Here is a 23,705-nt window from a genome sequence, read left to right as displayed (position 1 = left end):
TTGAGGTGCGCAAATTTACAAAATACGTCTCATTTTTCCGAGCTAGAAAAAGTGAAAGTATTATTTATAATGCTTCTAAATAATAAGTTATCAATCTGTTTAATAAACCACCTCTTTTTTGAGAAAACCGCACTTAGACGCTCCACAAAACTCATAATAACTTCAAGTATACACCACTGCTCGTGGTTTATATTCATTACCCACTCACATTAAGCACTTTACAAATTAATTACTGCCCTATAACTTCTTCAATTTCTAAAATTCTAAATACGCTTTCGCGAAAGCGTAAAAAACACAGTGCCACATCACATCACGCACACCTCAACGCAATATCTCGGCATCAAATTTGTTTATATTTGGCAACCATCAATCCATTATGAAAAATTATTTTACGCTTTTCTTACTATTTGCAACGTTTACAACCTTTGCACAGGTAGCACAAGAAGTACCCGAACCTCCTTTTATTAAAACGGTACAATTTAACGCTACCAACAGATCTGGAACATCTTTACCCATACTACAACTAGGTAGCAGGTTGTCGCTTTCTTTTGACGATATTTATGGAGATGAGCGTGATTACTTTTATAAAATCACGCATCACAATGCAGACTGGACAGAGAGTAGCCTTGCTAGATCTGAGTATATGCAAGGGATGGATAATGTGCGCATCCTCAATTTTGAAAACTCGGTTGCAACGCTCCAGTTATACACGCACTATGAGCTGTCTATACCTAACCAGATGACTAAGCGTCTCACAAAAACGGGCAATTACCTCCTTAGCATTTATGATGAAGAAAACGAGCTCGTTTTCTCTCGTAAGTTTATGATATTCTCATCCCAATTTAAGGTGGGAGCTCAAGTAAAAAGGTCAAGAGATTTACAATACATCAACTCAAAACAAGTGCTGCGATTTTTTATAGACTCTGGAGATGAAGTTATTATAAACCCAAAACAAAATCTTCACACAGTTTTAATACAAAACAACAACCTCAAAACAGCCATTACAGGCATAGAGCCTCAATACAATATAGGTAACAGACTCGAGTATAGATATGACCAAGAGACCGCTTTCTGGGGTGGCAATGAGTTTTTTAACTTTGAAAACAAGGATGTGCGAGCCGCTACTTTTGCCATAAAAAGCATAGAGCTCAAGAGTCTGTATCACAATTACCTATACTCTAATCCAGCTAGGTATGACCAGCCGTACACCTACAATCCAGATATAAACGGAAACTTTCTCATAAACACCCTACAAGGTCGCACACCTCTTACCGAGGCAGAGTATGTATGGATACACTTCTCTTTGAGACACCCTAAACTTCTCGATGAACAGTCTATACATCTTTACGGAAGCTTTAATAACTATGTAATAGACAATAGCACAAAACTGGAGTGGAACACCCGCACTAGAAGATACGAGCTACCGTATTTACTTAAACAAGGTTTTTACAACTACAATTATGTGCTAGTAAACAAAGATGGAAGTATAGATTATAAGAATAGTCTAGACGGGAACTTCTGGCAAACAGAAAACAACTATAAAATACTAGTGTATTACCGTAAGCCTGGAGGACGTTTTGACGAGCTGGTAGGCTTAGGGCAAACTAATTCTTCACAAATAACAAATTAGATTTTTACGCTTTCGCGAAAGCGTATTCACTAAAATCATATATTTACAGGGATGAAGGAAACACCTGTAAAATCTAACTCACGTAAGGCGATGAAATATCGTGGCGTTGAGTGCCTTAACTGCGGGCACCCGCTAGACCTTACCGATCGTTATTGTGCATACTGCGGGCAAATTAACACGACAAAACGGCTCACTATAAAAGACTTCTTTAATGAGTTTGTACTGAGTGTGTTTACTTATGACTCCCGTTTTAGATATACCGTTAAAGACCTACTTTTTAAACCAGGAACCATCACAAGGTACTATGTAGAAGGGAAGCGCCTCAAATATGCAAACCCCTTTCGGTTTTTTCTGAGTGCGTCCATTTCTTATTTTATATTACTCGCAATCATAGGTTTTATAAATGGTAATAATGACTTAGATTTTACAGATGAAGGTGTCGTGCAACTCAATGTAGACCAAGCCAAAGATGATATAGACTCCATAAAAGAAATCACAAAAGACATTGATCTCAACGAGTTTCAAAACCTCAACAATGAAGAAGCACAACTCCTTGAAGAAAAAATAAACAACACTGTAGAGAAGAGTGTAAAAAAGCTAAAAGAGAGAAAACAAGCACAAGAAGCAAAAAAAGACTCCATCGTAAAAGTACCTTATGACACAAGAGCCGAAAGCTCTATAAACGGCATCTATCTTGAGAACATATTTACAAAAGGCGAGATATTTTACGACTTTTATGAATACACAGACATAAGTGACCCACAAGAAGCTCTAGATAGCTTAAAATACAGCAAGACCAGAACAAACGTATTTTTATATAGCAAGAATGAGGATATAAAACGCGTTAAGGATAATCCGGCTCGTTTTTTAAGATTTCTAGCTTCTAAGATTCCGTTTTTCTTATTCTTTTTTGCACCTATTTTTGCGCTTTTCTTATGGCTAATTTATTCAAAGAAGAAGTTTAATTATATGGAACACTTAGTCTTTATATTTCACATATTCAGCTGGGTGTTTTTAGTATTGCTTATTGCTCTTATTCCAGACCTACTTATTGGAGATGAAATAGTTGCATCTCTATTACTCATTCTTGTGGGTCCATTTTACTTTTACAAGGCGTTGCGTAATTTTTACAAACAAAAACGCAGGTGGACAATTCTAAAATTTGTATTTTTAAACATAGTATTCTATTTAGGAGCGACATTATTTGCAGTAATCTTCTTTGCGATTACCGCATTTTTATTTTAAAATGGTACAACAAGTAACTAGAGGCATAAAGATTTCGGTAGAGACTACCTTTGAGGGCACGTTTTATAAAAACTATAAAATGCACTTCGCCTTTGGCTACAAAGTAACCATAGACAACCAGAGTAAAGATAGCGTGCAACTTATGGCACGTCACTGGAAAATACAAGACGCTCTTAACACTCCCGAAGTCGTAAATGGCGAGGGTGTGATAGGTAAAAAACCTGTTTTGAAACCCGGCGAAAGCCACACCTATAGTTCTGGTTGCTTACTTACATCTCCCTTTGGCTCTATGGAAGGGCATTACCAGATGGTAAACTTTACAACCACAAAAAAATTCAGAGTAAAAATACCTGCCTTTAAGCTGAGCGCACCTTTTGCATTAAACTAGCTGCCGTTTGCCCTGTAAGCTCAAGGCGAAAAATCTCTTCTCCCTGTTGTATTGTACAGTACAAACAGTTACTATCATAAACAAACTTATAAGGTTGTGTAGCATCAAACCCTTCTGGCAATTGTGCAGTACCACAAAAGTCTTGCACTCCACGCTCTGTATATCTTTTTACTAATGCCTTAGTCTTATCACCCTGGACTTCTAAATAAAAGTAAGCTCCACTACCCGTCCCATCTAGAAAGGTAGCTCCTTCTGGCACCTCAATACTTATCCCATCTTGATCAAGAACCTCAGGAACCTTTCGGTCAAAGAAGTTTGTGAGGTTTTCTTTTAAGGCTGTAGATGTGTATGGCTTAATACACCCATTATACACCTCATACACCCCGTCTTGTGATGCACTACGCTCTACATTACCCACGGTGCTGGGAGTAAATTTCTTATTGCGCTTAAGATATTTTATTATGGAGTTATTATTTGTACTAGCTAGAATCGTGTCTGTCACAAATCTTGCACAGTTACTTCCCACTTTTCCAAAGGCTTTGTAAGGAATACTCCCTTGCCCTTGAAGACCCATTATATATGAGAGAGCTTTATCATAATCTACCGTATCACATAAGGATGTAACAAGACGACCCTCCCCGTGTGTTTTTTCTGGATGCGCTTCTAGCCATAGCAAAAGCTCATTAAGATTAATTAATTTATGATTTTTTATCTGAGCTTTTACGGGCACAACTAGCTCTACATCTGTAAGAGCCCCACGCACTCTTCCCTTGCCTGGAGGAGTAATATACCTGCCAAAATCAAAGTACTGAGCCACTCCCGTTTCATTTTCTATAAGAACCAGCGCAGCGTGACCTGCTTTAATATGTGTGCGTGTGCCTAAACCTACCAGTGGTAATATTTTACACATAAGCTCATCAGACATTTTTACAAAAGTATCTGGAAAAGCAAGCACTATTATTTTACCTGTATTTTTCAAACAGCAACTGTATCAAAGTTAGTAATGTGCACCTCATCCTTTTGTAAATCGCGGTAGGTCATTATACAATCTTCCTTAGTCTTTTCTACTTGGGTAACACTTACGGTTCCTAGTTTACCGCGATTCATTTTAAGATCTACCTTTTCATCTCCCTCACCAGCTGTGGTGTGAAAACTTGATAATTGCTCACTACTCCAATCAGTATTTTGAGCAAATGTTTTAAACCACTTTTTACGCTTCTCCTTCATCTCTGTAGTATACAGTGTAGAAGAAGACCATATTTTTGGTAAATCATCTAGTTCGCTTATATGAGCCTTCACTCCATCCCAAACCAGTTCTGTTGCCTTGAGACCAGTGTTCCAATCTATAGCTATAATGGTAAAGGGCTCAATTCCCTCATAGTCAAAATCATTTATAGAAGTCGTTAAATCATCAGACTTAAGTAGTTCTTTTACCACTACGCCTCTACTCATCTTATAATCCTCAACCTTGATATGATTTTCAAACCCTCCATTAAGAAGGCAAATCATTGTATTTTTTTCTGAAACTCCTATCCACGATCCTCCGGCTACGGCATCTTTTGGAAACAGCATTTTCACCCCATCTATATCATAAAAGCTAGGCGCAAGTGTGGTTCTTCCATAAGCCTCGTCACGGTTAGAGGTTAGAATAAAAGTGTTATCTTTTTTAGGTATATAAGTAACTGTGCACATTCTTTATGGGTCGTAAGTTCTGTTTGCAACTTACGAAAAAGCCTACACTTGCGGTTTCGATACCTATTATTTTGTACGTATGACTGTCTACAGTAGCCACACTCATACTAAAATGTGATATTAACAAATTTAGATGTGATTGTCTTCTATTTTGCTTTCGCGAAAGCGTAAAAAACCCCAACTGTTACAGTATTGCCAAACCGCTGAGCTATCGCAATAGAATTTGTACTTTTGCACTACCAAAAAATTAAAACCAAACACCACTATGGGAAAAGGATTTTTTCAAGTTCCAATCGCTGTAAACGAAGAGGTAAAATCTTATGCACCAGGCTCTCCAGAACGCGAGGCCGTTGCCGCAGCTTATAAAGAGTTATTTAACGCACATACCGAAGTACCTATGTACATAAACGGTAAAGAGGTGCGTACTAAAAATACACAACCTATCACGCCACCGCACGATCACAAGAAGGTGGTAGGTGAGTTTCACCTTGCCGAAAAAACACACATTGACCAGGCTATCGCTGGGGCACTTGAGGCCCGTACGGAGTGGGCAGAGCTTCCTTGGGAGCAACGTGCTGGTATTTTCTTAAAAGCTGCAGAGCTTATTGCTGGGCCTTACCGCGCAAAGATTAATGCTGCAACAATGATTAACCAGTCTAAAACGATTTATCAAGCAGAGATTGATGCTGCTTGTGAGCTTATAGACTTCTTACGTTTTAATGTGCAGTTTATGACAGATATCTATAACGAGCAGCCAGAGTCTACCTCTGGAGCTTGGAATAGACTAGAATATCGCCCGCTAGAAGGATTTATCTATGCGATTACTCCTTTTAACTTTACAGCCATCGCTGCAAACCTTCCTGCTGCTTGTGCACTTATGGGGAATGTTGTGGTATGGAAACCTTCAGATAGCCAGATGCTTTCTGCAAAGATTATACTTGACATCTTCCGTGAGGCAGGTGTACCAGATGGTGTGATACAAGTGGTACACGGTGATCCAGTAATGATTACAGATACCGTACTTTCAAGCCCAGATTTTTCTGGATTACACTTTACAGGATCTACACACGTATTTAAAGATGTGTGGAAAAAGATAGGAGAAAACATACATAACTATAAAACTTACCCTCGCATTGTAGGTGAGACAGGTGGTAAAGATTTTATCGTTGCACACCCTACTGCACCAGCAAAACAAGTGGCAACAGCCATCTCTCGTGGAGCGTTTGAGTTCCAAGGTCAAAAATGTAGTGCTGCAAGTCGCGGGTACATACCAGCATCTTCTTGGGAAGAAATTAAAGAGCTTGTGATAGAAGACGTAAAGTCTTTTAAAATGGGATCTCCAGAAGATATGAGTAACTTTATCACTGCTGTGATACACGAAGGATCTTTTGATAAGCTTGCAAAATACATTGACCAGGCAAAAGAAGATGCAAACGCAGAGATTATAGTAGGTGGTGGTCACGATAAGAAAAAAGGATACTTTATAGAGCCTACCGTTATTGTAACTACAGATCCTAATTATACAACAATGCACACAGAGCTTTTTGGCCCAGTGATGACTATTTATGTATATGAAGATAAAGACTGGAGCGAGATGCTTAAGCTTGTAGACAGCACTAGTGAGTATGCACTTACTGGAGCAATACTAGCAACAGATCGTTATGCAATACAAGAAGCTACAAAAGCACTTAAAAATGCCGCTGGTAACTTCTATATAAACGATAAGCCTACGGGAGCTGTTGTAGGGCAACAACCTTTTGGGGGAGCACGTGCTTCTGGAACAAATGACAAAGCAGGATCTGCTTTAAACCTACTACGTTGGGTAAGCCCACGTATGATTAAGGAAACATTTGTTACTCCTACAGATTACAGATACCCTTTCTTAGCTAAGAAATAGGTTACCTTTTTTCGTCTTTGAGACGAGGTATATAATATGCAACAGGCTTTCTATTATAGAGAGCCTGTTTTTTATTGCGCTTTCGCGAAAGCGGAATTACAGAATTTGGCGCTAGAGGATTTTTTACTCATTAAAAAGGCCACTTCACTCATTCCAGATTTAAAAAAATATAGAGGGCTAGTATGTTTGTCGAGCAATCAAAAACACTAAGAGTTATGAGAACCGTTATCGCACTTCTATTCACACTAATACCTATATTAAATATAATTGCCCAAGTAAAAATTGCTGGAACTATTTATGGTGATGAAACACCTCTAGCATTTGCCACGGTTACAATTAAAGGATCCGAGAAAGGAAGTATTACAGACGAGAACGGCCATTTTACATTAAGTGCAGAGATAAATGATATTTTATTAATCTCTCACGTTGGTTTTAATGCCAGAGAAATTAAAGTCACCCACTCAAACACTTTGAACATTAAGTTAGATAATAACAATCTGGAAGAAGTTATAGTTTATGCGCAAAATATAAAGACCGAACAAAAAGTGATTGGTGGTTGTAAATTTCACTCAATTGCTAGATGTAATGCAAAAGCCATTGGTGTTAGAATTGATAACGAGCGAAACGTACAACCTGAAAAAATTAGAGCTGCTTTTCCAAACCCTACATCTAGCGGATATTTCGACATCTTACTTAATGAGACTTTTCACAAAGTTTCAGTTACAATATCATCTATGACCGGCCAAATTATAGGCTCTAAGACTACATATGATATTAATCAATTAAATAACCTTGATATTTCATCCTATGCTCCTGGAGTTTATATTGTAAATATCATTGCAGATGGAAAACCTCTTAAACCGCTCAAAGTTATAAAATCGTAATATCTTATAAGAGAACACCTAACTATCCCGCAAGTCTACACGCACCATATACCTCTGGGATTCCCATAAGGCGTACCTCGCGCAAGCTATTACCATAACGCTGCACTCTCATAGGTATGAACCATATTGCATACCCAAAAATCACTACCCACAATGCAACAGCTATAAAAAAAGATGCGATAGGATCTACCAGATAACACAGATACTGAACGCCTGTTACAGCAGTTGCTACCTTTACCACATACCTAGCCCATAGCTTGACTGAGTATACCCTCACCTTATGCTCTTTTCTAGTTTTTGGCAATTCACTACCCAAATGCACGAGCAAGGTATCTGCAAATGGTTTATAAGACGTAAATGCCATACTAATATTAGCTAGAAACAGTAAAAAATGTAGTACTTCCATAAGAGTAGGTTTTTTTAAAAAACAGCCGCTGCTATCTGTCTAATATTATCACTTTTACCCATTGAGTAATAATGTAACACGGGTACGCCAGCAGCTTGCAACTCCTTGCTTTGCTGTATGCACCACTCTATGCCTATCTGGCGTATGGCAGCAGTGTCTTTGGCTTTTACAACTTCCATTACTAATGCATCTGGCACGTCTACGCTAAAGCGTTGCGGAATTAAATTGAGTTGCTTCTTTGTCGCCAGCGGCTTGAGTCCTGGTATAATAGGTTTTGTGATACCCGCGGCTCTGCATTTTTCTACAAAGTCGAAGTATTTCTGATTGTCAAAAAACATTTGGGTCACCACATAACAGGCCCCAGCTTCTAGCTTTTTCTTTAAAAAATGAATGTCACTTTCAAGACTGGGCGCTTCCAGGTGCTTTTCTGGATAGCCCGCCACACCTATGCAAAAGTCTGTCTTTGCACTATTCTGCAAATCTTCATCTAAGTAGGTGCCATTATTTAAATCAATAATTTGCTCTACGAGGTCTTGCGCATAGATATTTCCGTTTTTATTGGGCTTGTAGTAAGTCTCACTCTTTACCGCATCACCACGTAAGGCCATCACATTCTCAATACCTAGAAAATCCATATCTATCAAAAAATTCTCAGTATCTTCTTTTGAAAAACCACCACACAACACGTGCGGCACTGCATCTACTTGATAGCGGTTTTGTATCGCAGCACAAATACCCACGGTACCAGGGCGTTTACGCACCACCTTTTTCTCTAGCAACCCGTCCTCACGCTCCTTATAAATATATTCCTCACGGTGATAAGTTACATCTATAAAAGGCGGCTTAAATTCCATAAGCGGATCTATATTATCAAAAATGGTATTGATATTTTGCCCTTTAAGAGGTGGCAAGATTTCAAAAGAAAAATCGGTTCTCTTTGCTGCTATTGCCTTTGCTATGTGATCTCGTACTTTTGTCATAATCTACTCTGCTATATTTGGGGTGAGCCATTTTTCCGCTTTCGCGAAAGCAATATTCTTGCGGCTCGCATAGTCCTTTACTTGATCTTCTTTTATTTTACCTAAGCCAAAATACCTCGCCTCAGGATGCCCGAAATAATACCCGCTCACACTTGCCGCCGGCCACATCGCCAAACTTTCGGTAAGGGTAACACCTATGGACTCTTCCACGCCAAGCAACTTCCAGATAGTCTCTTTCTCAAGGTGATCTGGACAAGCGGGATAACCTGGCGCTGGACGGATACCTTGGTATTTTTCTTTAATTAAATCTGTATTAGCTAGTTCTTCTCTAGTGGCATATCCCCAGTGTTTTGTGCGTACTTCTTTGTGCAGATATTCGGAAAAGGCTTCTGCGAGTCTATCTGCAAGTGCTTTAATCATTATAGCGCTGTAATCATCTAGTGCATCTTCAAACTCTTTTGCCTTTCTGGCTGTTCCAAATCCTGCTGTAACACAAAAAGCACCCATATAATCTTGCAATCCACTATCTAGCGGAGCAATAAAATCTGATAGCGCAATATTGGGCTTGCCCGCTGCCTTTTTTGATTGTTGCCTGAGCGTTCTAAACACCACCGAACCCTCTACTCGCTCTTGATTTACCTCAATATCATCTTGGTTATTTGCATTTGCTTTAAAAAGTCCAAAAGTCGCTTTGGCAGTGAGCCATTTTTCGGTAATAATTTGTTTGAGCATTTTTTGTGCATCGTCAAATAGTTCGCTGGCTTGTATTCCTACCACCTCATCTGTTAAAATCTCTGGGTACTTACCGTGTAAATCCCAACTCCTGAAAAATGGACTCCAGTCTATATAAGGCACCAGTTCGTTGAGATCTAAATGTTCAATCACCTGTACACCTAGTTCTTTTGGAGCGACAATATCTTCGGCTTTAAAATCTATTTTTAATTTATTTGCTCTTGCCTGTTCAATCGTCAAGTATTCCTTAATGCGTTGTCTTGAGTTAAAATTTTCGCGAAAGCGGGCATATTCCTCTTTCAGTTTATTTTTAAAAAGAACACTTGTATCTTTCTGTAATAAATCGCCCACAATAGTCACCGCCCTGCTGGCATCGTTTACGTGCACAACGGCACTCTCATAATGCGTGTCAATTTTTACAGCGGTGTGTGCCTTGCTTGTGGTCGCACCACCTATCAAAACTGGGATTTTGATATCTTGTCTTGCTAGTTCTTTGGCTAGATAAACCATCTCATCAAGGCTAGGTGTAATTAAACCACTTAGACCTATGATGTCTGCATTTTCGGCAAGAGCGGTGGCTATGATTTTTTCTGGCGGCACCATCACACCTAGGTCTATAATCTCATAATTATTGCACGCTAGTACAACGCTCACAATGTTTTTACCTATGTCGTGCACATCTCCTTTTACGGTCGCCATTACAATTTTACCCGCACTCTGACTCGCGGCTTGGGTACCGTTTCTCAACTTCTCTTCTTCAATGTAGGGTAATAAATAAGCAACGGCTTTTTTCATCACTCTGGCAGATTTTACTACTTGAGGTAAAAACATCTTCCCACTCCCAAAAAGGTCTCCCACCACATTCATACCCGTCATCAAGTGGCCTTCTATTACTTTGATAGGACCATCTACAGCTTGTCTGGCCTCTTCTACATCTTGCAGAATATAGGCATCTATTCCTTTTACCAGTGCTCTGGTGATACGGCTCTGCACATCCTCTGTTCGCCAGGCTTCGGTTTCTTTTTGTATAGATTCTTTTTGACCTACGGTCTCTGCAAATGTGAGTAGGCGCTCTGTTGCATCATCTCTTCTATTGAGTATTACATCTTCTACACGCTCTAGTAAATCTGCTGGAATATCATCATACACCTCCAACAAGGCGGGATTAACAATACCCATATTCATCCCTGCATCAATAGCGTGATACAAAAACACCGAGTGCATCGCCTCGCGCACGGCATTATTTCCTCTAAAACTGAAAGACACATTACTTACACCACCACTCACACTACAATGAGGTAAATTATTTTTTACCCATCGCGTGCTCTCTATAAAGTCTAATGCATTGCGTTTATGCTCATCCATACCCGTCGCCACAGGAAAAATATTGAGATCAAAAATGATATCTTCTGCCGGGAAGTTTACCTCATTAACTAAAATCTCATAGCTGCGCTTTGCAATCTCAATACGACGCTCATAAGTATCTGCCTGACCTACTTCGTCAAAAGCCATTACAATCACAGCGGCACCATAACGTTTGATTGCCTTTGCTTGTTGTATAAAAATGGCTGCTCCTTCTTTTAAAGAAATAGAGTTTACAACACATTTACCTTGTACTACCTGCAAGCCAGCCTCTATAATCTCCCATTTAGAACTATCTATCATAATGGGCACTCTCGCGATATCTGGCTCTGCAATCACAAGATTTAAAAAGGTAACCATCGCCTCCTTTCCATCAATAAGTCCGTCGTCCATATTGATATCTATGATCTGCGCACCATTTTCTACTTGATCTCTAGCTACAGATAGTGCCTCGTCAAATTTCTCTTCTTTTATAAGCCGCAAAAATTTCTTTGAACCCGCTACATTTGTACGTTCACCCACATTTATAAAATTACTTTCTGGAGTAATTATTAGTGGCTCTAAGCCTGAAAGACGCATATATCTGGTTATAGTATTCATTATAAGGTTATTGATCGTGGAGTCACTCCTTTTACAAGTTGAGCAATAGCTTTAATGTGAGCAGGTGTAGTGCCACAACAACCACCCACTATGTTCACGAGGTTTTTATCGATATATTTTTTAATCTGCGCCGCCATTTGTTCTGGTGTTTCATCATACTCACCAAAGGCATTAGGCAAGCCCGCATTGGGGTGAGCAGAAATACCCATCTCTGTTTTACTTGCTATAGCTTCTAGATGTGGCTGCAGCTGACTAGCACCTAGCGCACAGTTAAAACCAACAGACAACAACGGAATATGAGATACTGAAATTAAAAATGCCTCTGCCGTTTGCCCAGAAAGCGTTCTACCAGAGGCGTCTGTTATAGTGCCCGAAATCATTACTGGCGTGTCTACCGCTCGCTCCTCTTTTACCTGGTCTATAGCAAAAAGCGCAGCCTTTGCATTGAGCGTGTCAAATACAGTTTCTACCAGTAGCAAATCTACACCACCATCTAGCAAAGCTTCTACTTGCTGCTTATAAGCCACTCTAAGTTCTTCAAAACTCACGGCACGATAACCCGGGTCATTTACATCTGGCGACATACTCGCTGTCTTGTTTGTAGGACCTATGCTTCCTGCTACAAATCGTGGTTTGTGAGGTTCTTTTAAGGTGATAGATTGAGCGACATCTTTGGCAATTTTCGCGGAAGCGTAATTTAAATCATACACATACTCCTCCATATCATAATCTGCCATTGCAATGGTGGTACTCGAGAAGGTGTTAGTCTCCACAATATCTGCTCCCGCATTAAAATACTTGCGGTGCACCTCTGCAATTGCGGCAGGCTGCGTGAGTGACAGTAAATCATTATTACCTTTTACAGATCGATGATAATCTTTAAAGCGCTCTCCTCTAAAATCTTCTTCACTAAAGTTATATGCCTGCAGCATCGTTCCCATCGCACCATCTAGCACGAGAATTCGTTCTTGCAAGTTCATTTTTAATTGTGCTGCCATTAGTTCTCTAGTGCTTGGATAATATCATTTTTAATGTCTTCTATATGTTCTAAACCTACAGATATACGGATAAGACCATCTGAAATACCTACCTCATCGCGCTCAGCGCTCGACAGCTTGCTGTGGGTAGTGCTAGCAGGGTGACTTACAATTGTTCTGGTATCTCCTAGGTTTGCTGTGAGCGAACACATCTTTATGGCATTTAAAAAATCACGCCCTTTTTGTAATCCGCCAGCAAGTTCTATTGTTACAATACTCCCTCCTGCTTTCATTTGTTTTTGAGCAAGTGTATATTGAGGATGTGATGGTAAAAAGGGATAACGGACTTTTTTGATTTGAGGTTGATTCTCTAAGTGTGTTGCGAGCTCAAGTGCATTTTTACAATGACGATCTACTCTTACCGAGAGCGTTTCGAGACTTTTTGAAATTGTCCACGCATTAAAAGGAGATAATGCAGGTCCAGTAACTCTAGCAAAGCGATAAATCTTATCAATTAGCGCTGCACTACCTACTGTTATACCACCCATTGTACGACCTTGACCGTCTAGGAGTTTTGTTGCCGAGTGAATGACAATATCCGCACCAAAACGTATAGGTTGTTGTAAATATGGTGTTGCAAAGCAATTATCTACTATAAAAATAAGATTATGCTTTTTAGAAAAATCTCCCAGTTCTTGTAGGCCTACTATATCTATTGCAGGGTTAGTAGGCGACTCGACATACATCACCTTTGTATTAGGTTGTACTTTTGATGCTAAGTCATCTAGTTTTGTTCCATCAAAATAGGTATGAGAAATATTCCATTTTGGTAAATACTTTGTAAACAGAGTATGTGTATTTCCAAAAATAGCCCTTGCCGAAAGTATGTGATCTCCACTATCTAACAAAGCAGCAAATGTGCTAAAAATAGCACTCATCCCTGTAGCAAACGTCACTCCCTGTGCTGCACCTTCTAGCAAACATATTTTTTTTACAAGCTCTGCGCAGTTGGGATTTGTATACCTACTGTAAATATTTCTTTTTTTCTCCTCTGCAAAGGATGCTCTCATCTCTTCTGCCGTATCAAACACAAAACTAGAAGTAAGGTACACAGGTGCTGAGTGCTCTTGATGTAAAGAACGCTCTGTTTGCGTACGTATCGCAAGTGTATCTGGATGGTAATCACTCATAACTAGTTAAGGCTTGTTGTGATTTTTAAAATATCACTTAGCACACCTCTCGCTGTCACTGCCTTTCCTGCGCCAGCTCCTTGTATCACAAGTGGGTGGTCACCGTAGGAGTCTGTATAAATTTCAAAAACGGCATCTGCACCTTGCGTTTGCCCCAGTGCTGTGTGCTTAGACTCTTGCACTAGTTTTACTTCAAGTTGTTGTGTTTTTAAATCTAACTCACCTACGTGTCTCAACACTTCATTTGCTCCTAGTTGGGATTTACTTTTCTCAAAAATGGCATCAAGGGTTTTTACGCTTTCGCGAAACTGAGGTAAGGTAGTGGTACCATTTAATGCTTTAGGCACTAGTGATTGTACTTTTACATCGTCAAACTCTTTTGTGAGGCCTACCTCTCTCCCTAAAATCAAGAGCTTGCGTGCCACGTCTTTACCAGATAGATCTTCTCTAGCATCTGGCTCAGTGAGTCCCAACGCATCTGCCTCAAGTAGTATGTCTGAAAAACTCTTATCCTCTGCCGAAAAGGTGTTAAACAAATAACTAAGAGAGCCAGAAAATATGCCTCGTACCTTATGTATTTCTTCACCACTATCGTATAAACTTTTTATGGTCTCAATGACAGGCAGTCCTGCTCCTACATTTGTTTCGTATAAGAACTTCTTGTTGTGCTGTTTTAAAGATGTACGCAGCGTTTTATAAAAATCATAAGAGCGTGTGTTTGCAATTTTATTTGCCGTTACGATATGAAATCCATTTTCAACGAGAGCTACATAGTTTTCTACAAACTGCGGACTCGCAGTGACATCTACCGCGATAAACGAGCTTTTATCATCGTGATTTGACTCTTGTTGTTGTTTTAATTTTTTCGCGTAAGCGTAAATATCATCTAGTGTGTATGGATGTGCCTGGTTCTCAAAATCTGCACTCCAGCTGCCTGTTGTCTCATTTTGAAACAACGCCAGTGTAGAGTTTGCAATACAAAAAATGTTAAGTTGCTTACTAGAAGACTTTTTATTAAAATCTGTAATCTGTGTAATGAGCGTGCTCCCCACATTACCTATACCAAAAATGGCGATGTTTATTTGTGACATAATTGTGTTGAAAAAATGGGTTTTACAAAACTTGATAGTTGCTCATATTCTATTAAAAAGGCATCGTGACCGTGTATGGATTTAATCTCATCATAGGTAGATGAGACACCCAGCTCTTGTAATTGCAAGTGGGTCTCATACATCTCATCTGCTAGAAAAAGTCCGTCTGTATCTATAGCTACTTGATGCACAGTACCGGTAAAGTCACGTAGGGACTCTTTAAAATCTTTGCTTCCTTGTGTAATATCTGCACTAAGCAATAACTGATTCATAAGCCTATATGCCGATAGCGAAAAACGTTCTGAGAGTTTTATGCCGTGGTGATTAAGCCAGCTTTGTGTATTATACAATTGCTCATCACGCTTACTGCGATTAAACTTCTCTTTAAAAGAAGCTGGTGTACGATAAAAGGTCATTGCGTGCATACGCGCATCTGCTACGGGCTGGCTAGAATGGGTAAGCAAGCTGTCTTGTATGTGACATTGTGCTATCACCCAGTCTGTCGCTTTCCAGTCTGTCGCAATGGGTATTAAATGTTTTATAAGCTTTGGCTGTTGGCTTGCGAGTTCCCAGGCTATTTGCCCTCCTAAGGAACCACCTACAACGGCAAAAAGTGATGTTATGTTAAGATGCTGTAGCACCTCCCCGTGTATGCGTGCGATGTCATAATTAGTAAACTCTTTATACGCTGTAATACGCTGCGTGCTTGCGTGGCCATTACCTGGTATATCTATAGATAATATGGTGTAGCAACCTGTGTCTATAGCTTTTTCTTTACCTATCAAATCACTCCACCAGCCCTTATTACCGGTTATGGTAGAGTTACCTGTGAGCGCGTGATTAACCAGTACTACAGGAGCTGTACCTAGCACCTGACCTGCCAGCTGGTATGACACTTCGAGGTCACAATGATAACCAGAACGTGTGGTAAAAGATGATATGGATACTATGTTAAGCATATGTATTGTAGTTTAAGGTGGGGTGAAAGGCTACTTATTGTAAAAAAAAAGGTCCAACTAGCTCTGGCAAAAAAGCTAGCTGGAGCATCACAATTAATTACACTAAAACAGTTTTATCTACGCGCGCAAAAGCCGCTACGAGATCTTCTTTAAGATCTTCTATATTTTCAAGACCTACAGAAAGACGTACGAGATCTTTAGTCACTCCAGTTGCCTCTTGCTCTTGGTCTGAGAGTTGCTGGTGTGTGGTGCTCGCTGGGTGTATAATGAGTGATTTACTATCACCTATATTTGCGAGTAGTGAGAAAAGCTTAGTCTTGTTTGCAATAGTTTTTGCACTTTCAAAACCACCTTTTATACCAAAGGTTACAATCCCACTCTGCCCCTTAGGCAAGTATTGCTGTGCAAGATCATTGTACTTACTTGACTCAAGACCTGGGTAGTTTACCCACGCCACCTCATCACGAGTTTCTAGCCACTGTGCAAGTGCAAGTGCATTTTGCGAGTGCTTTTGCAATCTAATTTCTAGTGTTTCTAGCCCTTGCAATATTTGGAATGCATTAAATGGACTCAATGCCGCACCGTGATCTCTCAATCCTTCTATGCGCACCTTTGCAATAAACGCTGCCTCTGCTAGTGCATCGTGGTACACTAAGCCGTGGTAACCGGCAGATGGCTCTGTAAACTCAGGAAATTTACCATTACTCCAATCAAATTTTCCTGCATCTATGATCACTCCACCTAGTGCGGTACCATTACCGTTTATATATTTTGTAAGAGAGTGAATCACGATATCTGCCCCGTGCTCAATTGGATTAAGAAGTGCTGGAGTTGCCACCGTGTTATCTACAATAAAAGGCACTTTGTGCGCTTTCGCGAAAGCGGAAATACCTTTTAAATCTAATACATCCAGCTTGGGATTACCTAGTGACTCCACAAAGAAGGCACGGGTATTTTCTTGTGCTGCGTTTTTAAAATTTTCTGGATCTGAAGGATCTACAAAAGTGGTTGTAATCCCAAAACGAGGAAGTGTCACACTTAGTAAATTATACGTTCCTCCATAAAGACTACTTGAGGCTACTACGTGGTCTCCTTGCTTTAAGAGTGTAAGTAGTGTGGTGTTAATTGCCGCAGTACCAGATGCGGTTACTACAGCTGCCAGCCCTCCTTCTATCTCTGTGAGGCGCTTCTCTAGCACATCATTTGTAGGGTTATTAAGGCGTGTGTAGATAAAACCTGGCTCAGAGAGGTTAAAAAGGTTTGCTGCGTGGTCTGCATCATTAAAAACGTAGGCAGTGCTCTGGTAAATAGGCACGGCTCTTGTTCCTCCGTTTGCTGCATAATCGTGTCCTGCGTGCAACGCTTTGGTTGCTAATTTTTGTGTACTCATTTTTCTTTTTTTTGAGTTTAATAGATTCCCTCTCACCTTGTGTGAAAGGATTAAAAACAAAAGCCAAACGTCTCTTAAACCTTTTTACAGGCTCTCAAGATTTTTAAGAAAAATATTATAAGAAAAAACATAAGCACGTACCTGAGCGGTACTGCTCGATGTTATCTATCCTCAAGATTCGGTAATGAGCGACTCTTGGGTAGAATGTAGCACCTTCTTTCTAAGTGAAAGGGTTGCTAAGGCTTCATAGGGTCATTCCCTCAGCCTTTCTTGATAACATTTCAATAAGTTGTTGAACTTTGTGAGCACAAATATTGTAAAAACAATTTTACAAAAACAAACTTTTTAGAATAATTTTCTAAATAAAGTTATGTTAAATTCAATTAGGTAAAAATTAAACTATATTTAATCTATATATAAAACTATTTTTCTAATCCCTCTGTAAAAGCAGAAAATAGGTCTTAGGAAATTTTCACAAAAAAATAACATTACCCTACCAGATTGGTAGGGTAATAGATTATTTATATCATTAAAGTTTCTTTACTTTTGTCCCCATAATAACGAGGACAGATTTGACTGCTTGCAACCTCAAAAAAAAATGGCTAAAATCAAACACAAGACTTTAACATTTCTTGTGTTATGTTTCTACCCAGCACTCGTCAAATCTACTTCTTGACAAAAAATTAAAAAATGGCTTATTTATTTACCTCAGAATCTGTTTCTGAAGGACACCCTGATAAAATTGCAGATCAGATTTCTGACGCACTTATCGATAACTTTCTTGCTTTTGACACGCAGTCTAAAGTTGCTTGCGAGACCCTAGTTACAACTGGGCAGGTAGTTCTTGCAGGAGAAGTAAAGTCTAATGCATACCTAGATGTTCAAAAAATTGCCCGTGAGACTATTAATAAGATAGGATACACAAAGGGTGAGTATATGTTTGACGGTAACTCTTGTGGTGTACTGTCTGCTATACACGAGCAGTCTGACGATATAAATCGTGGTGTAGACCGCGAGAGCAAAGAAGAGCAAGGTGCAGGAGACCAAGGTATGATGTTTGGCTATGCGACTAAGGAAACTGAAAACTATATGCCACTAGCTCTCGAGCTATCACATAGATTACTCATTGAACTAGGTAAACTACGCCGTGAGGATGATGAGATTACCTACCTACGTCCAGATGCAAAAGCACAAGTTACTATTGAATATAGTGATGACAATGTGCCGCAACGCATTGAAGCTATTGTTGTGTCTACACAGCACGACGACTTTGATGAAGATGAAGCAATGCTAGGTCGCATACGTGGTGACATACAAGATATTCTTATACCGCGCGTAGTAGGAATGTTACCAGAAAATATCGCTGCGCTCTTTAATGATGATATTAAGTATCACATCAACCCAACGGGCAAGTTTGTGATAGGTGGACCTCACGGAGACACAGGCCTTACCGGTCGTAAAATTATAGTAGATACATATGGTGGTAAAGGAGCTCACGGTGGTGGTGCTTTTTCTGGAAAAGACCCATCAAAGGTAGACCGCTCTGCAGCTTATGCAACGCGTCATATTGCAAAAAACCTAGTAGCTGCCGGAGTAGCAGATGAGATACTTGTACAAGTATCTTATGCAATAGGTGTTGTTGAGCCTATGGGAATCTTTGTAGATACCTACGGTTCATCAAATGTGTCGCTGTCTGATGGTGAGATTGCTCAAAAGGTAACCGAACTTTTTGATATGAGACCAGCTGCAATAGAAAGCAGATTAAAACTGCGCTCTCCTATATATAGCGAGACTGCAGCATATGGACATATGGGACGTACAAACGAAGTGGTAACAAAAACTTTTGAAAGCTTTGACGGTAAGAAAAAGGAAGTTGAAGTAGAACTCTTTACTTGGGAAAAACTAGATTATGTAGAGAAAGTAAAAGAAGCTTTTAACCTATAATCTATCCTTATAGATAGTAAAAAAGGGAGCCTAGTGGCTCCCTTTTTTTGTTTTGTATGTTATCACTCATATGCGCTCAATGTGATGCGATTTCCTGACAGGCTCGAAATGACAGAAATGTTGTTACTCAAATATGATTTTATCTACTTCTATCTCAAAATCTGTTGCGGCTTTTGTATTTGAAATCAGTCCTATGCGTATAATATCTGCGAGATCTTCTTTATCGGGCTGCCCTTCCAGAGGTTGTCCCAGTCTGTAGATGCCAAAATCTGCGAGATTATAGATGACGGTTTTCCACTCCCCCTGAGTGATGGGTAGGTTAATTTTATAATTAGGTCTCCAGAATCTTTTATACTTATTGAGCGTGAGCCCAAAATCTTGCCCTGTAGATTTATATCGCACAGTCACGGTTTTATAACCCGACAAATCGTACGACTGGTAAGGAGTTCTCAAGGATGCAAAACCACCATTATTCTCAAGACTTACGCTTCCGCGAAAGATGATACTTTCCTTAGTTTGCTCAATACTACCCGTAGATAATCCTCCCATTACTCCATCAAGCACGACAAACCAGTCATCACAAGTGTTGCAAGTAGTTCCAAAATCAAAAGAGAGCGGTGTCGTGTTCATAGTAGTTGTGATCAGTAAGGCTAAGAGATATTTCATAGCTTTTTTCTTTAAAGTTACGCTTTCGCGAAAGCGTAAACCTTATACTTACCACATTTTTAACACTACTCGGCAAGTGTCATTTTCTTCTTAAAACGACGATCAATAAGAAATTGAACAACAAAAAGAAGTAAAAATATAAAACGCGAGAGGCTAGGCATAGAGCTTGCTATAAGACCCGCAATTACCCAAATAATCATCACATTAAGACCCCTAGCTCTGTACCAGCGATATCGTAACCTAGTAAAACCCGAGAGTTGCTTTTCTGAGTGATACACATATCGCAACATCACTATATTAAAAAACCCTATCACACTAAGATTAATACAATAAAATATGAAAGGACCAGCTTGGTCAAAACCATTTATATACATCGCAGTTGAGAATGGTAATACGACGATAGCGAGTAGAAAAAAGATGTTTATCCAAAGTAATTTACCTGAAATCACATTTACGTAACGCATTAATTTTATGTGCCCCATCCAGTAGAGCGCACTAACCATAAAACTCACAAAAAGCCCAATAAAATCTGGTATTCTAGCAGATAGAACACTTTTGAAAGGTTTTGTATTAATCTCACTTATAGTAGGGACACCCACCTCGAGAATAAGCAGTGTCATTACGATAGAAAATACAGCGTCTGAGAAGTTGATTACCCGTGTTTTATCATAAGTTTCTTGTATCATTTTTCTAAAGTAATTAAAAAAAGTAAAAGCGACCTCATAAAGAATGAAGTCGCTTTTAAAAAGTGTTTCTTGTAGTTATGCTACAAACTATACTGTACTGTGAACATTACAATACGAGGCTGCACAAAATACTCTGTATTTGAGATGGTAAAATCATTTACACTATTTGTACTTATCACATCTACATCTAGTAAGTTTGTGGCTTGTATTCTAAACTCCCACTTACTTTCTGGTTTTTTATAGTAGAGATTTGCTTCTAAGAAAGAATATCTATTTTCTATCTCAGTACTATCGTCATTATCGTCATAGTTATACAAGCTCCAGTCTGCAGCAATTGTAAATCCTTTACCAAAACTCCACTCTGCATTTGCAAATGGTCTATTTGTAAAGAAGGTTCTATCTGTCACCCCGTTATCTGAGTTTGTACTCGTAAAATTATAACCTATTTCAAAATTGGGTCCTTCTTTAAAATTAGTCTCTGCACTCGTTGTATAGTTTTGGGTTAAGTTCTTTGTATTACGATCTTCTGTATTTACAATGTTATTAAGATCACTGTAGCTACCTCTTGCGCTTGCGTTAAACTTCCACTTTTTAAAGCGTTTTGAGAAGCGCGCATTTGCACTTAACGTCTGGTCTGCAAAATTTGTATTATTTACAGGCCTGGATATTCTGTTTATACCTATAAAATCACCGGCTGTCTTAATAGGATCTACACGACGGCTATAATTAACACCCCCAAAAAGACTCGTAAAGTTGAACATACTGAAGCTAAAGTAATTTAAACTCACGTCGTGATAGATGGCATTTTCTATATCTCGATTACCTCTAAAGAGGCTGTTGTAGTTATTAAACAACAAGCCTTCGGCAAAGTTATTTACGTCTGTATACTGGGCAGTCATCTGGTAATTAAAACGCAAGCTTTTACCTTGAGAAAACTCCACTACAGTATATAAATCTGGTAGTACCATCCACTCACTATCTTCTGTTGTGCTCCCTAGTTGTGTACTTTTAGTAGTATAATTATGTAGTGTAAGCCCTGGTGTGATTGTAAATATGCCAGTCTTTATTTTATAATGAAGACCTAAAAACACATCGCTAAAATTAAAACGCACATCATTACCTATAGGTGTACCATCTTCTGTCTCGTTGAGATCTTGACTGCTACCGTTTTCTAAAATTTCAAATAAGTTTGAATTAAAGTCTTGACGGCTCAAAGTGGTTCCTAGTGTAAAGTTGAGATTACTTTTATTATTAAGAACATAGTAGTAATCTATCTTTGCGTCAAGCTTGTTTGAGATGACGCTTTTATTTTGATTAATATCAAAAAGCCCGTCTGCTCCTGCTGTAAAATCTATGGCCTCAAAAGGATTATCTGGATCATCTGGATTAGGAGACGTAAAAGGCTCTTGAGATAATAACGCACTATAAAATGGATTTTCATCCTGATATAAATGCTGGAAGGTACCAGAGAATATGTTATTCTCATCTAGCGTATAATAAACGTTTGCATTTTGATTTATAGAAAATGGTTCATTTTCCTTATTCTGGTCTACAATATCTGTTGTGGTCTCTCCATCTTGCGTAATAATACTTGCGCCATCAGAAAATTCTGTTTGTTTTGACTTTTTGAGCAGTATATCATAATCTACCTGCAGGCTCGCATTAGGCTTAAACTTTGAGCTTAATTTTGCCATACCAAGCTGGTTGCGCTGGTCTGTCACTTCATCAAACCCTTGAGTAAAGCCCTGATTGATAAATGTGTTGAGAGAGTTATTTACAAAGTTGGTTTTATTATCGCTTAGTAGCGCAAAGCCACTAAGGTCCCACTTAGGTGAGGCTGCATAGGTAAAGTTTGCTGCTACAAAATTAGACTCAATCTCATTTGCTCTATTATTTTGAGTAGTTAAAAAGCCTAAACCGCTATCGCTTACATTAAATCCAGTACCACCTCGTCTATTAAACCCTCTAAAACCACCTGTAAAGTTGAAATAATCACGAAAAGTAAAAGGTACATCTCCCGTATTATTAAAGTTAGATATAACATTAATACTCCCCTTAGGGCTGTAATAAAACAGTTTTGCCTTACCCAGATAGCGCGTTTTCTCACCATCTCCTAGACCGGCAGTCACATCACCAAACCAAAAATTAGTCTTTCCTTCTTTAAGTCTTAAGTTTATAGCAACATTATCTTGATCATTACCCAAGCCTCGCATCTGGTCTACTTCATTATAATTTTTAAGTACTTCAACTTTTTTGAGTGCATCTGCAGGTATATTTTTTGTTGCTAGCTTAGAGTCTCCGTCAAAAAACTCCTTCCCTTCTATCATCACTTTGCTCACAACCTGTCCTTCTACCTCAATCTCACCATCATCATTTACCTCAACACCCGGTAATTTTTTAAGTACATCGCCTAGCTTGCGTTCTGTACCATTTGTAAAACTGTCTGTATTATAAACAATGGTATCGCCTTTTATAGTAACCGGCATCTCATAGACAAGCTCTACATTATCAAGCTGATTTGGGTCCTCTTTAAGTACAAAATCTTTAACTACCTCATCTGCATCTTGGGCAGGTGTAAACTCTTCTAGTATAGACTGTAATCCCAAGTAACTAACTTTAAGATCATAAGTAACACCCGTAGCAAGATCCAGCTTATATCTACCAGATTGATCTGTAATACCGTAAGACTCTAAGGTACCTTCAGCTTTGTTTGTAGCAATAATATTTGCTAGCTCAAGCGGGTTCCCTATGCTGTCTTTAACCACACCTTTAAGTGTCATACTTTGGGCAAAAATAATACTGGGCAATGCAAGCAGCACTGCCAAAAGAAGTTGGGTATTTTTCATCTTTGGATTGGTTGTTTTTTTTACACCTCAACGTCCAGCAATTAAGGGTCGTCGTGTATAAAATAATTATGAATGTTAGTCCTACGCTTTCGTACTTCGGCAGGCTTTGTATAGACTACAGCAAACTGAAAGCGATGATA

Annotated in this window: 19 protein-coding genes and 1 riboswitch; of the genes, 6 read left to right on the top strand and 13 right to left on the bottom strand. The window is 39.1% G+C overall.

Annotated elements, in window-relative coordinates:
• Positions 1-376 precede the first annotated feature (376 nt).
• Genes ACJJVM_RS09995 through apaG form a run of 3 tightly spaced genes read left to right on the top strand, consistent with a single transcriptional unit; the run spans position 377 to position 3,263 of the window.
• Positions 377-1,630, top strand: coding sequence for a DUF5103 domain-containing protein (locus ACJJVM_RS09995; RefSeq protein ID WP_405211583.1), 1,254 nt, complete (start codon positions 377-379; stop codon positions 1,628-1,630).
• A 51-nt stretch (positions 1,631-1,681) separates the two neighbouring features.
• Positions 1,682-2,875 carry a DUF3667 domain-containing protein gene (locus ACJJVM_RS09990; protein ID WP_405211582.1) on the top strand — a complete coding sequence of 398 codons (1,194 nt, stop codon included), beginning with the start codon at positions 1,682-1,684 and terminating at the stop codon, positions 2,873-2,875.
• A gap of 1 nt (position 2,876) precedes the next feature.
• The gene (gene apaG / locus ACJJVM_RS09985; RefSeq protein WP_021778066.1) at positions 2,877-3,263 is read left to right on the top strand and encodes a Co2+/Mg2+ efflux protein ApaG; all 387 of its coding nucleotides are present in this window, start codon (positions 2,877-2,879) and stop codon (positions 3,261-3,263) included.
• Here the strand turns inward: apaG and ACJJVM_RS09980 are convergent.
• Together ACJJVM_RS09980 and ACJJVM_RS09975 are read right to left on the bottom strand one after the other, a co-directional pair.
• Complete coding sequence (locus ACJJVM_RS09980; RefSeq protein ID WP_405211581.1) at positions 3,232-4,242, bottom strand: DUF6695 family protein; 1,011 nt, start codon at positions 4,240-4,242, stop codon at positions 3,232-3,234. The genes apaG and ACJJVM_RS09980 overlap by 32 nt on opposite strands.
• Positions 4,239-4,955 (bottom strand): NRDE family protein, encoded by a 717-nt coding sequence (locus ACJJVM_RS09975; RefSeq protein WP_021778064.1) that lies wholly within the window; start codon positions 4,953-4,955, stop codon positions 4,239-4,241. Before ACJJVM_RS09975 ends, ACJJVM_RS09980 begins: the two co-directional genes overlap by 4 nt.
• A gap of 265 nt (positions 4,956-5,220) precedes the next feature.
• Here ACJJVM_RS09975 and pruA point away from each other — a divergent pair, with 265 nt between their 5' ends.
• Together pruA and ACJJVM_RS09965 are read left to right on the top strand one after the other, a co-directional pair.
• Positions 5,221-6,852 (top strand): L-glutamate gamma-semialdehyde dehydrogenase, encoded by a 1,632-nt coding sequence (gene pruA / locus ACJJVM_RS09970; RefSeq protein ID WP_405211580.1) that lies wholly within the window; start codon positions 5,221-5,223, stop codon positions 6,850-6,852.
• A 215-nt stretch (positions 6,853-7,067) separates the two neighbouring features.
• A complete protein-coding gene (locus ACJJVM_RS09965) occupies positions 7,068-7,736 on the top strand; it encodes a carboxypeptidase-like regulatory domain-containing protein (RefSeq protein ID WP_405211579.1) in 669 nt (222 codons plus the stop codon).
• 22 nt (positions 7,737-7,758) lie between these two features.
• Here ACJJVM_RS09965 and ACJJVM_RS09960 read toward each other — a convergent pair whose 3' ends face one another.
• From ACJJVM_RS09960 to ACJJVM_RS09925, 8 genes are all read right to left on the bottom strand, one after another.
• Complete coding sequence (locus tag ACJJVM_RS09960; protein WP_405211578.1) at positions 7,759-8,142, bottom strand: hypothetical protein; 384 nt, start codon at positions 8,140-8,142, stop codon at positions 7,759-7,761.
• 14 nt (positions 8,143-8,156) lie between these two features.
• On the bottom strand, positions 8,157-9,122 hold the full coding sequence (gene metF / locus ACJJVM_RS09955) for a methylenetetrahydrofolate reductase [NAD(P)H] (RefSeq protein WP_298353763.1): 966 nt from the start codon (positions 9,120-9,122) through the stop codon (positions 8,157-8,159).
• A gap of 3 nt (positions 9,123-9,125) precedes the next feature.
• Positions 9,126-11,816 (bottom strand): methionine synthase, encoded by a 2,691-nt coding sequence (gene metH, locus ACJJVM_RS09950; RefSeq protein ID WP_405211577.1) that lies wholly within the window; start codon positions 11,814-11,816, stop codon positions 9,126-9,128.
• Positions 11,816-12,814: a homocysteine S-methyltransferase family protein gene (locus tag ACJJVM_RS09945; protein ID WP_405211576.1), complete on the bottom strand. Its 999-nt coding sequence runs from the start codon at positions 12,812-12,814 to the stop codon at positions 11,816-11,818. Before ACJJVM_RS09945 ends, metH begins: the two co-directional genes overlap by 1 nt.
• The gene (locus ACJJVM_RS09940) at positions 12,814-13,983 is read right to left on the bottom strand and encodes a trans-sulfuration enzyme family protein (RefSeq protein ID WP_405211575.1); all 1,170 of its coding nucleotides are present in this window, start codon (positions 13,981-13,983) and stop codon (positions 12,814-12,816) included. The genes ACJJVM_RS09945 and ACJJVM_RS09940 overlap by 1 nt, the downstream gene beginning before the upstream one ends.
• Positions 13,984-13,985: 2 nt before the next feature.
• Entirely contained in the window at positions 13,986-15,074 is a 1,089-nt protein-coding gene (locus tag ACJJVM_RS09935; RefSeq protein WP_405211574.1) for an aspartate kinase, read from the bottom strand.
• Positions 15,062-16,033, bottom strand: a complete 972-nt coding sequence (locus ACJJVM_RS09930) for an alpha/beta fold hydrolase (protein ID WP_405211573.1) — start codon at positions 16,031-16,033, stop codon at positions 15,062-15,064. The genes ACJJVM_RS09935 and ACJJVM_RS09930 overlap by 13 nt, the downstream gene beginning before the upstream one ends.
• Before the next feature lie 97 nt (positions 16,034-16,130).
• Positions 16,131-17,423 carry an O-acetylhomoserine aminocarboxypropyltransferase/cysteine synthase family protein gene (locus ACJJVM_RS09925; RefSeq protein ID WP_405211572.1) on the bottom strand — a complete coding sequence of 431 codons (1,293 nt, stop codon included), beginning with the start codon at positions 17,421-17,423 and terminating at the stop codon, positions 16,131-16,133.
• A gap of 158 nt (positions 17,424-17,581) precedes the next feature.
• A riboswitch (SAM riboswitch) is annotated at positions 17,582-17,703 on the bottom strand.
• A 410-nt stretch (positions 17,704-18,113) separates the two neighbouring features.
• Here ACJJVM_RS09925 and metK point away from each other — a divergent pair.
• Positions 18,114-19,367: a methionine adenosyltransferase gene (metK, locus tag ACJJVM_RS09920; RefSeq protein WP_405211571.1), complete on the top strand. Its 1,254-nt coding sequence runs from the start codon at positions 18,114-18,116 to the stop codon at positions 19,365-19,367.
• A 123-nt stretch (positions 19,368-19,490) separates the two neighbouring features.
• Here metK and ACJJVM_RS09915 read toward each other — a convergent pair whose 3' ends face one another.
• The 3 genes from ACJJVM_RS09915 to ACJJVM_RS09905 all read right to left on the bottom strand — a co-directional run bounded on the left by ACJJVM_RS09915 (position 19,491) and on the right by ACJJVM_RS09905 (position 23,565).
• Positions 19,491-20,033, bottom strand: coding sequence for a CIA30 family protein (locus tag ACJJVM_RS09915; RefSeq protein ID WP_405211570.1), 543 nt, complete (start codon positions 20,031-20,033; stop codon positions 19,491-19,493).
• Positions 20,034-20,098: 65 nt separating this feature from the next.
• Positions 20,099-20,719: a TMEM175 family protein gene (locus ACJJVM_RS09910; RefSeq protein WP_035334649.1), complete on the bottom strand. Its 621-nt coding sequence runs from the start codon at positions 20,717-20,719 to the stop codon at positions 20,099-20,101.
• An 80-nt stretch (positions 20,720-20,799) separates the two neighbouring features.
• A complete protein-coding gene (locus ACJJVM_RS09905; protein WP_405211569.1) occupies positions 20,800-23,565 on the bottom strand; it encodes a carboxypeptidase regulatory-like domain-containing protein in 2,766 nt (921 codons plus the stop codon).
• Positions 23,566-23,705: the final 140 nt, after the last annotated feature.

Source organism: Dokdonia sp. Asnod2-E02, from assembly GCF_045063915.1.
Classification (GTDB): domain Bacteria; phylum Bacteroidota; class Bacteroidia; order Flavobacteriales; family Flavobacteriaceae; genus Dokdonia.
Note: the sequence above shows the minus strand (reverse complement) of the source record. Positions and strands in the feature narration are given on the sequence as shown.

What these genes read in the sequence shown, in the direction of transcription:
- metK (WP_405211571.1), top strand. Translation starts at nt 18,114, where the DNA reads ATGGCTTATTTATTTACCTCAGAATCTGTTTCTGAAGGACACCCTGAT.
- apaG (WP_021778066.1), top strand. Translation starts at nt 2,877, where the DNA reads ATGGTACAACAAGTAACTAGAGGCATAAAGATTTCGGTAGAGACTACC.
- metF (WP_298353763.1), bottom strand. Translation starts at nt 9,122, where the DNA reads ATGACAAAAGTACGAGATCACATAGCAAAGGCAATAGCAGCAAAGAGA.
- ACJJVM_RS09935 (WP_405211574.1), bottom strand. Translation starts at nt 15,074, where the DNA reads ATGTCACAAATAAACATCGCCATTTTTGGTATAGGTAATGTGGGGAGC.
- ACJJVM_RS09940 (WP_405211575.1), bottom strand. Translation starts at nt 13,983, where the DNA reads ATGAGTGATTACCATCCAGATACACTTGCGATACGTACGCAAACAGAG.
- ACJJVM_RS09960 (WP_405211578.1), bottom strand. Translation starts at nt 8,142, where the DNA reads ATGGAAGTACTACATTTTTTACTGTTTCTAGCTAATATTAGTATGGCA.
- ACJJVM_RS09990 (WP_405211582.1), top strand. Translation starts at nt 1,682, where the DNA reads ATGAAGGAAACACCTGTAAAATCTAACTCACGTAAGGCGATGAAATAT.
- ACJJVM_RS09925 (WP_405211572.1), bottom strand. Translation starts at nt 17,423, where the DNA reads ATGAGTACACAAAAATTAGCAACCAAAGCGTTGCACGCAGGACACGAT.
- metH (WP_405211577.1), bottom strand. Translation starts at nt 11,816, where the DNA reads ATGAATACTATAACCAGATATATGCGTCTTTCAGGCTTAGAGCCACTA.
- ACJJVM_RS09905 (WP_405211569.1), bottom strand. Translation starts at nt 23,565, where the DNA reads ATGAAAAATACCCAACTTCTTTTGGCAGTGCTGCTTGCATTGCCCAGT.
- pruA (WP_405211580.1), top strand. Translation starts at nt 5,221, where the DNA reads ATGGGAAAAGGATTTTTTCAAGTTCCAATCGCTGTAAACGAAGAGGTA.
- ACJJVM_RS09915 (WP_405211570.1), bottom strand. Translation starts at nt 20,033, where the DNA reads ATGAAATATCTCTTAGCCTTACTGATCACAACTACTATGAACACGACA.
- ACJJVM_RS09995 (WP_405211583.1), top strand. Translation starts at nt 377, where the DNA reads ATGAAAAATTATTTTACGCTTTTCTTACTATTTGCAACGTTTACAACC.
- ACJJVM_RS09975 (WP_021778064.1), bottom strand. Translation starts at nt 4,955, where the DNA reads ATGTGCACAGTTACTTATATACCTAAAAAAGATAACACTTTTATTCTA.
- ACJJVM_RS09910 (WP_035334649.1), bottom strand. Translation starts at nt 20,719, where the DNA reads ATGATACAAGAAACTTATGATAAAACACGGGTAATCAACTTCTCAGAC.
- ACJJVM_RS09930 (WP_405211573.1), bottom strand. Translation starts at nt 16,033, where the DNA reads ATGCTTAACATAGTATCCATATCATCTTTTACCACACGTTCTGGTTAT.
- ACJJVM_RS09945 (WP_405211576.1), bottom strand. Translation starts at nt 12,814, where the DNA reads ATGGCAGCACAATTAAAAATGAACTTGCAAGAACGAATTCTCGTGCTA.
- ACJJVM_RS09965 (WP_405211579.1), top strand. Translation starts at nt 7,068, where the DNA reads ATGAGAACCGTTATCGCACTTCTATTCACACTAATACCTATATTAAAT.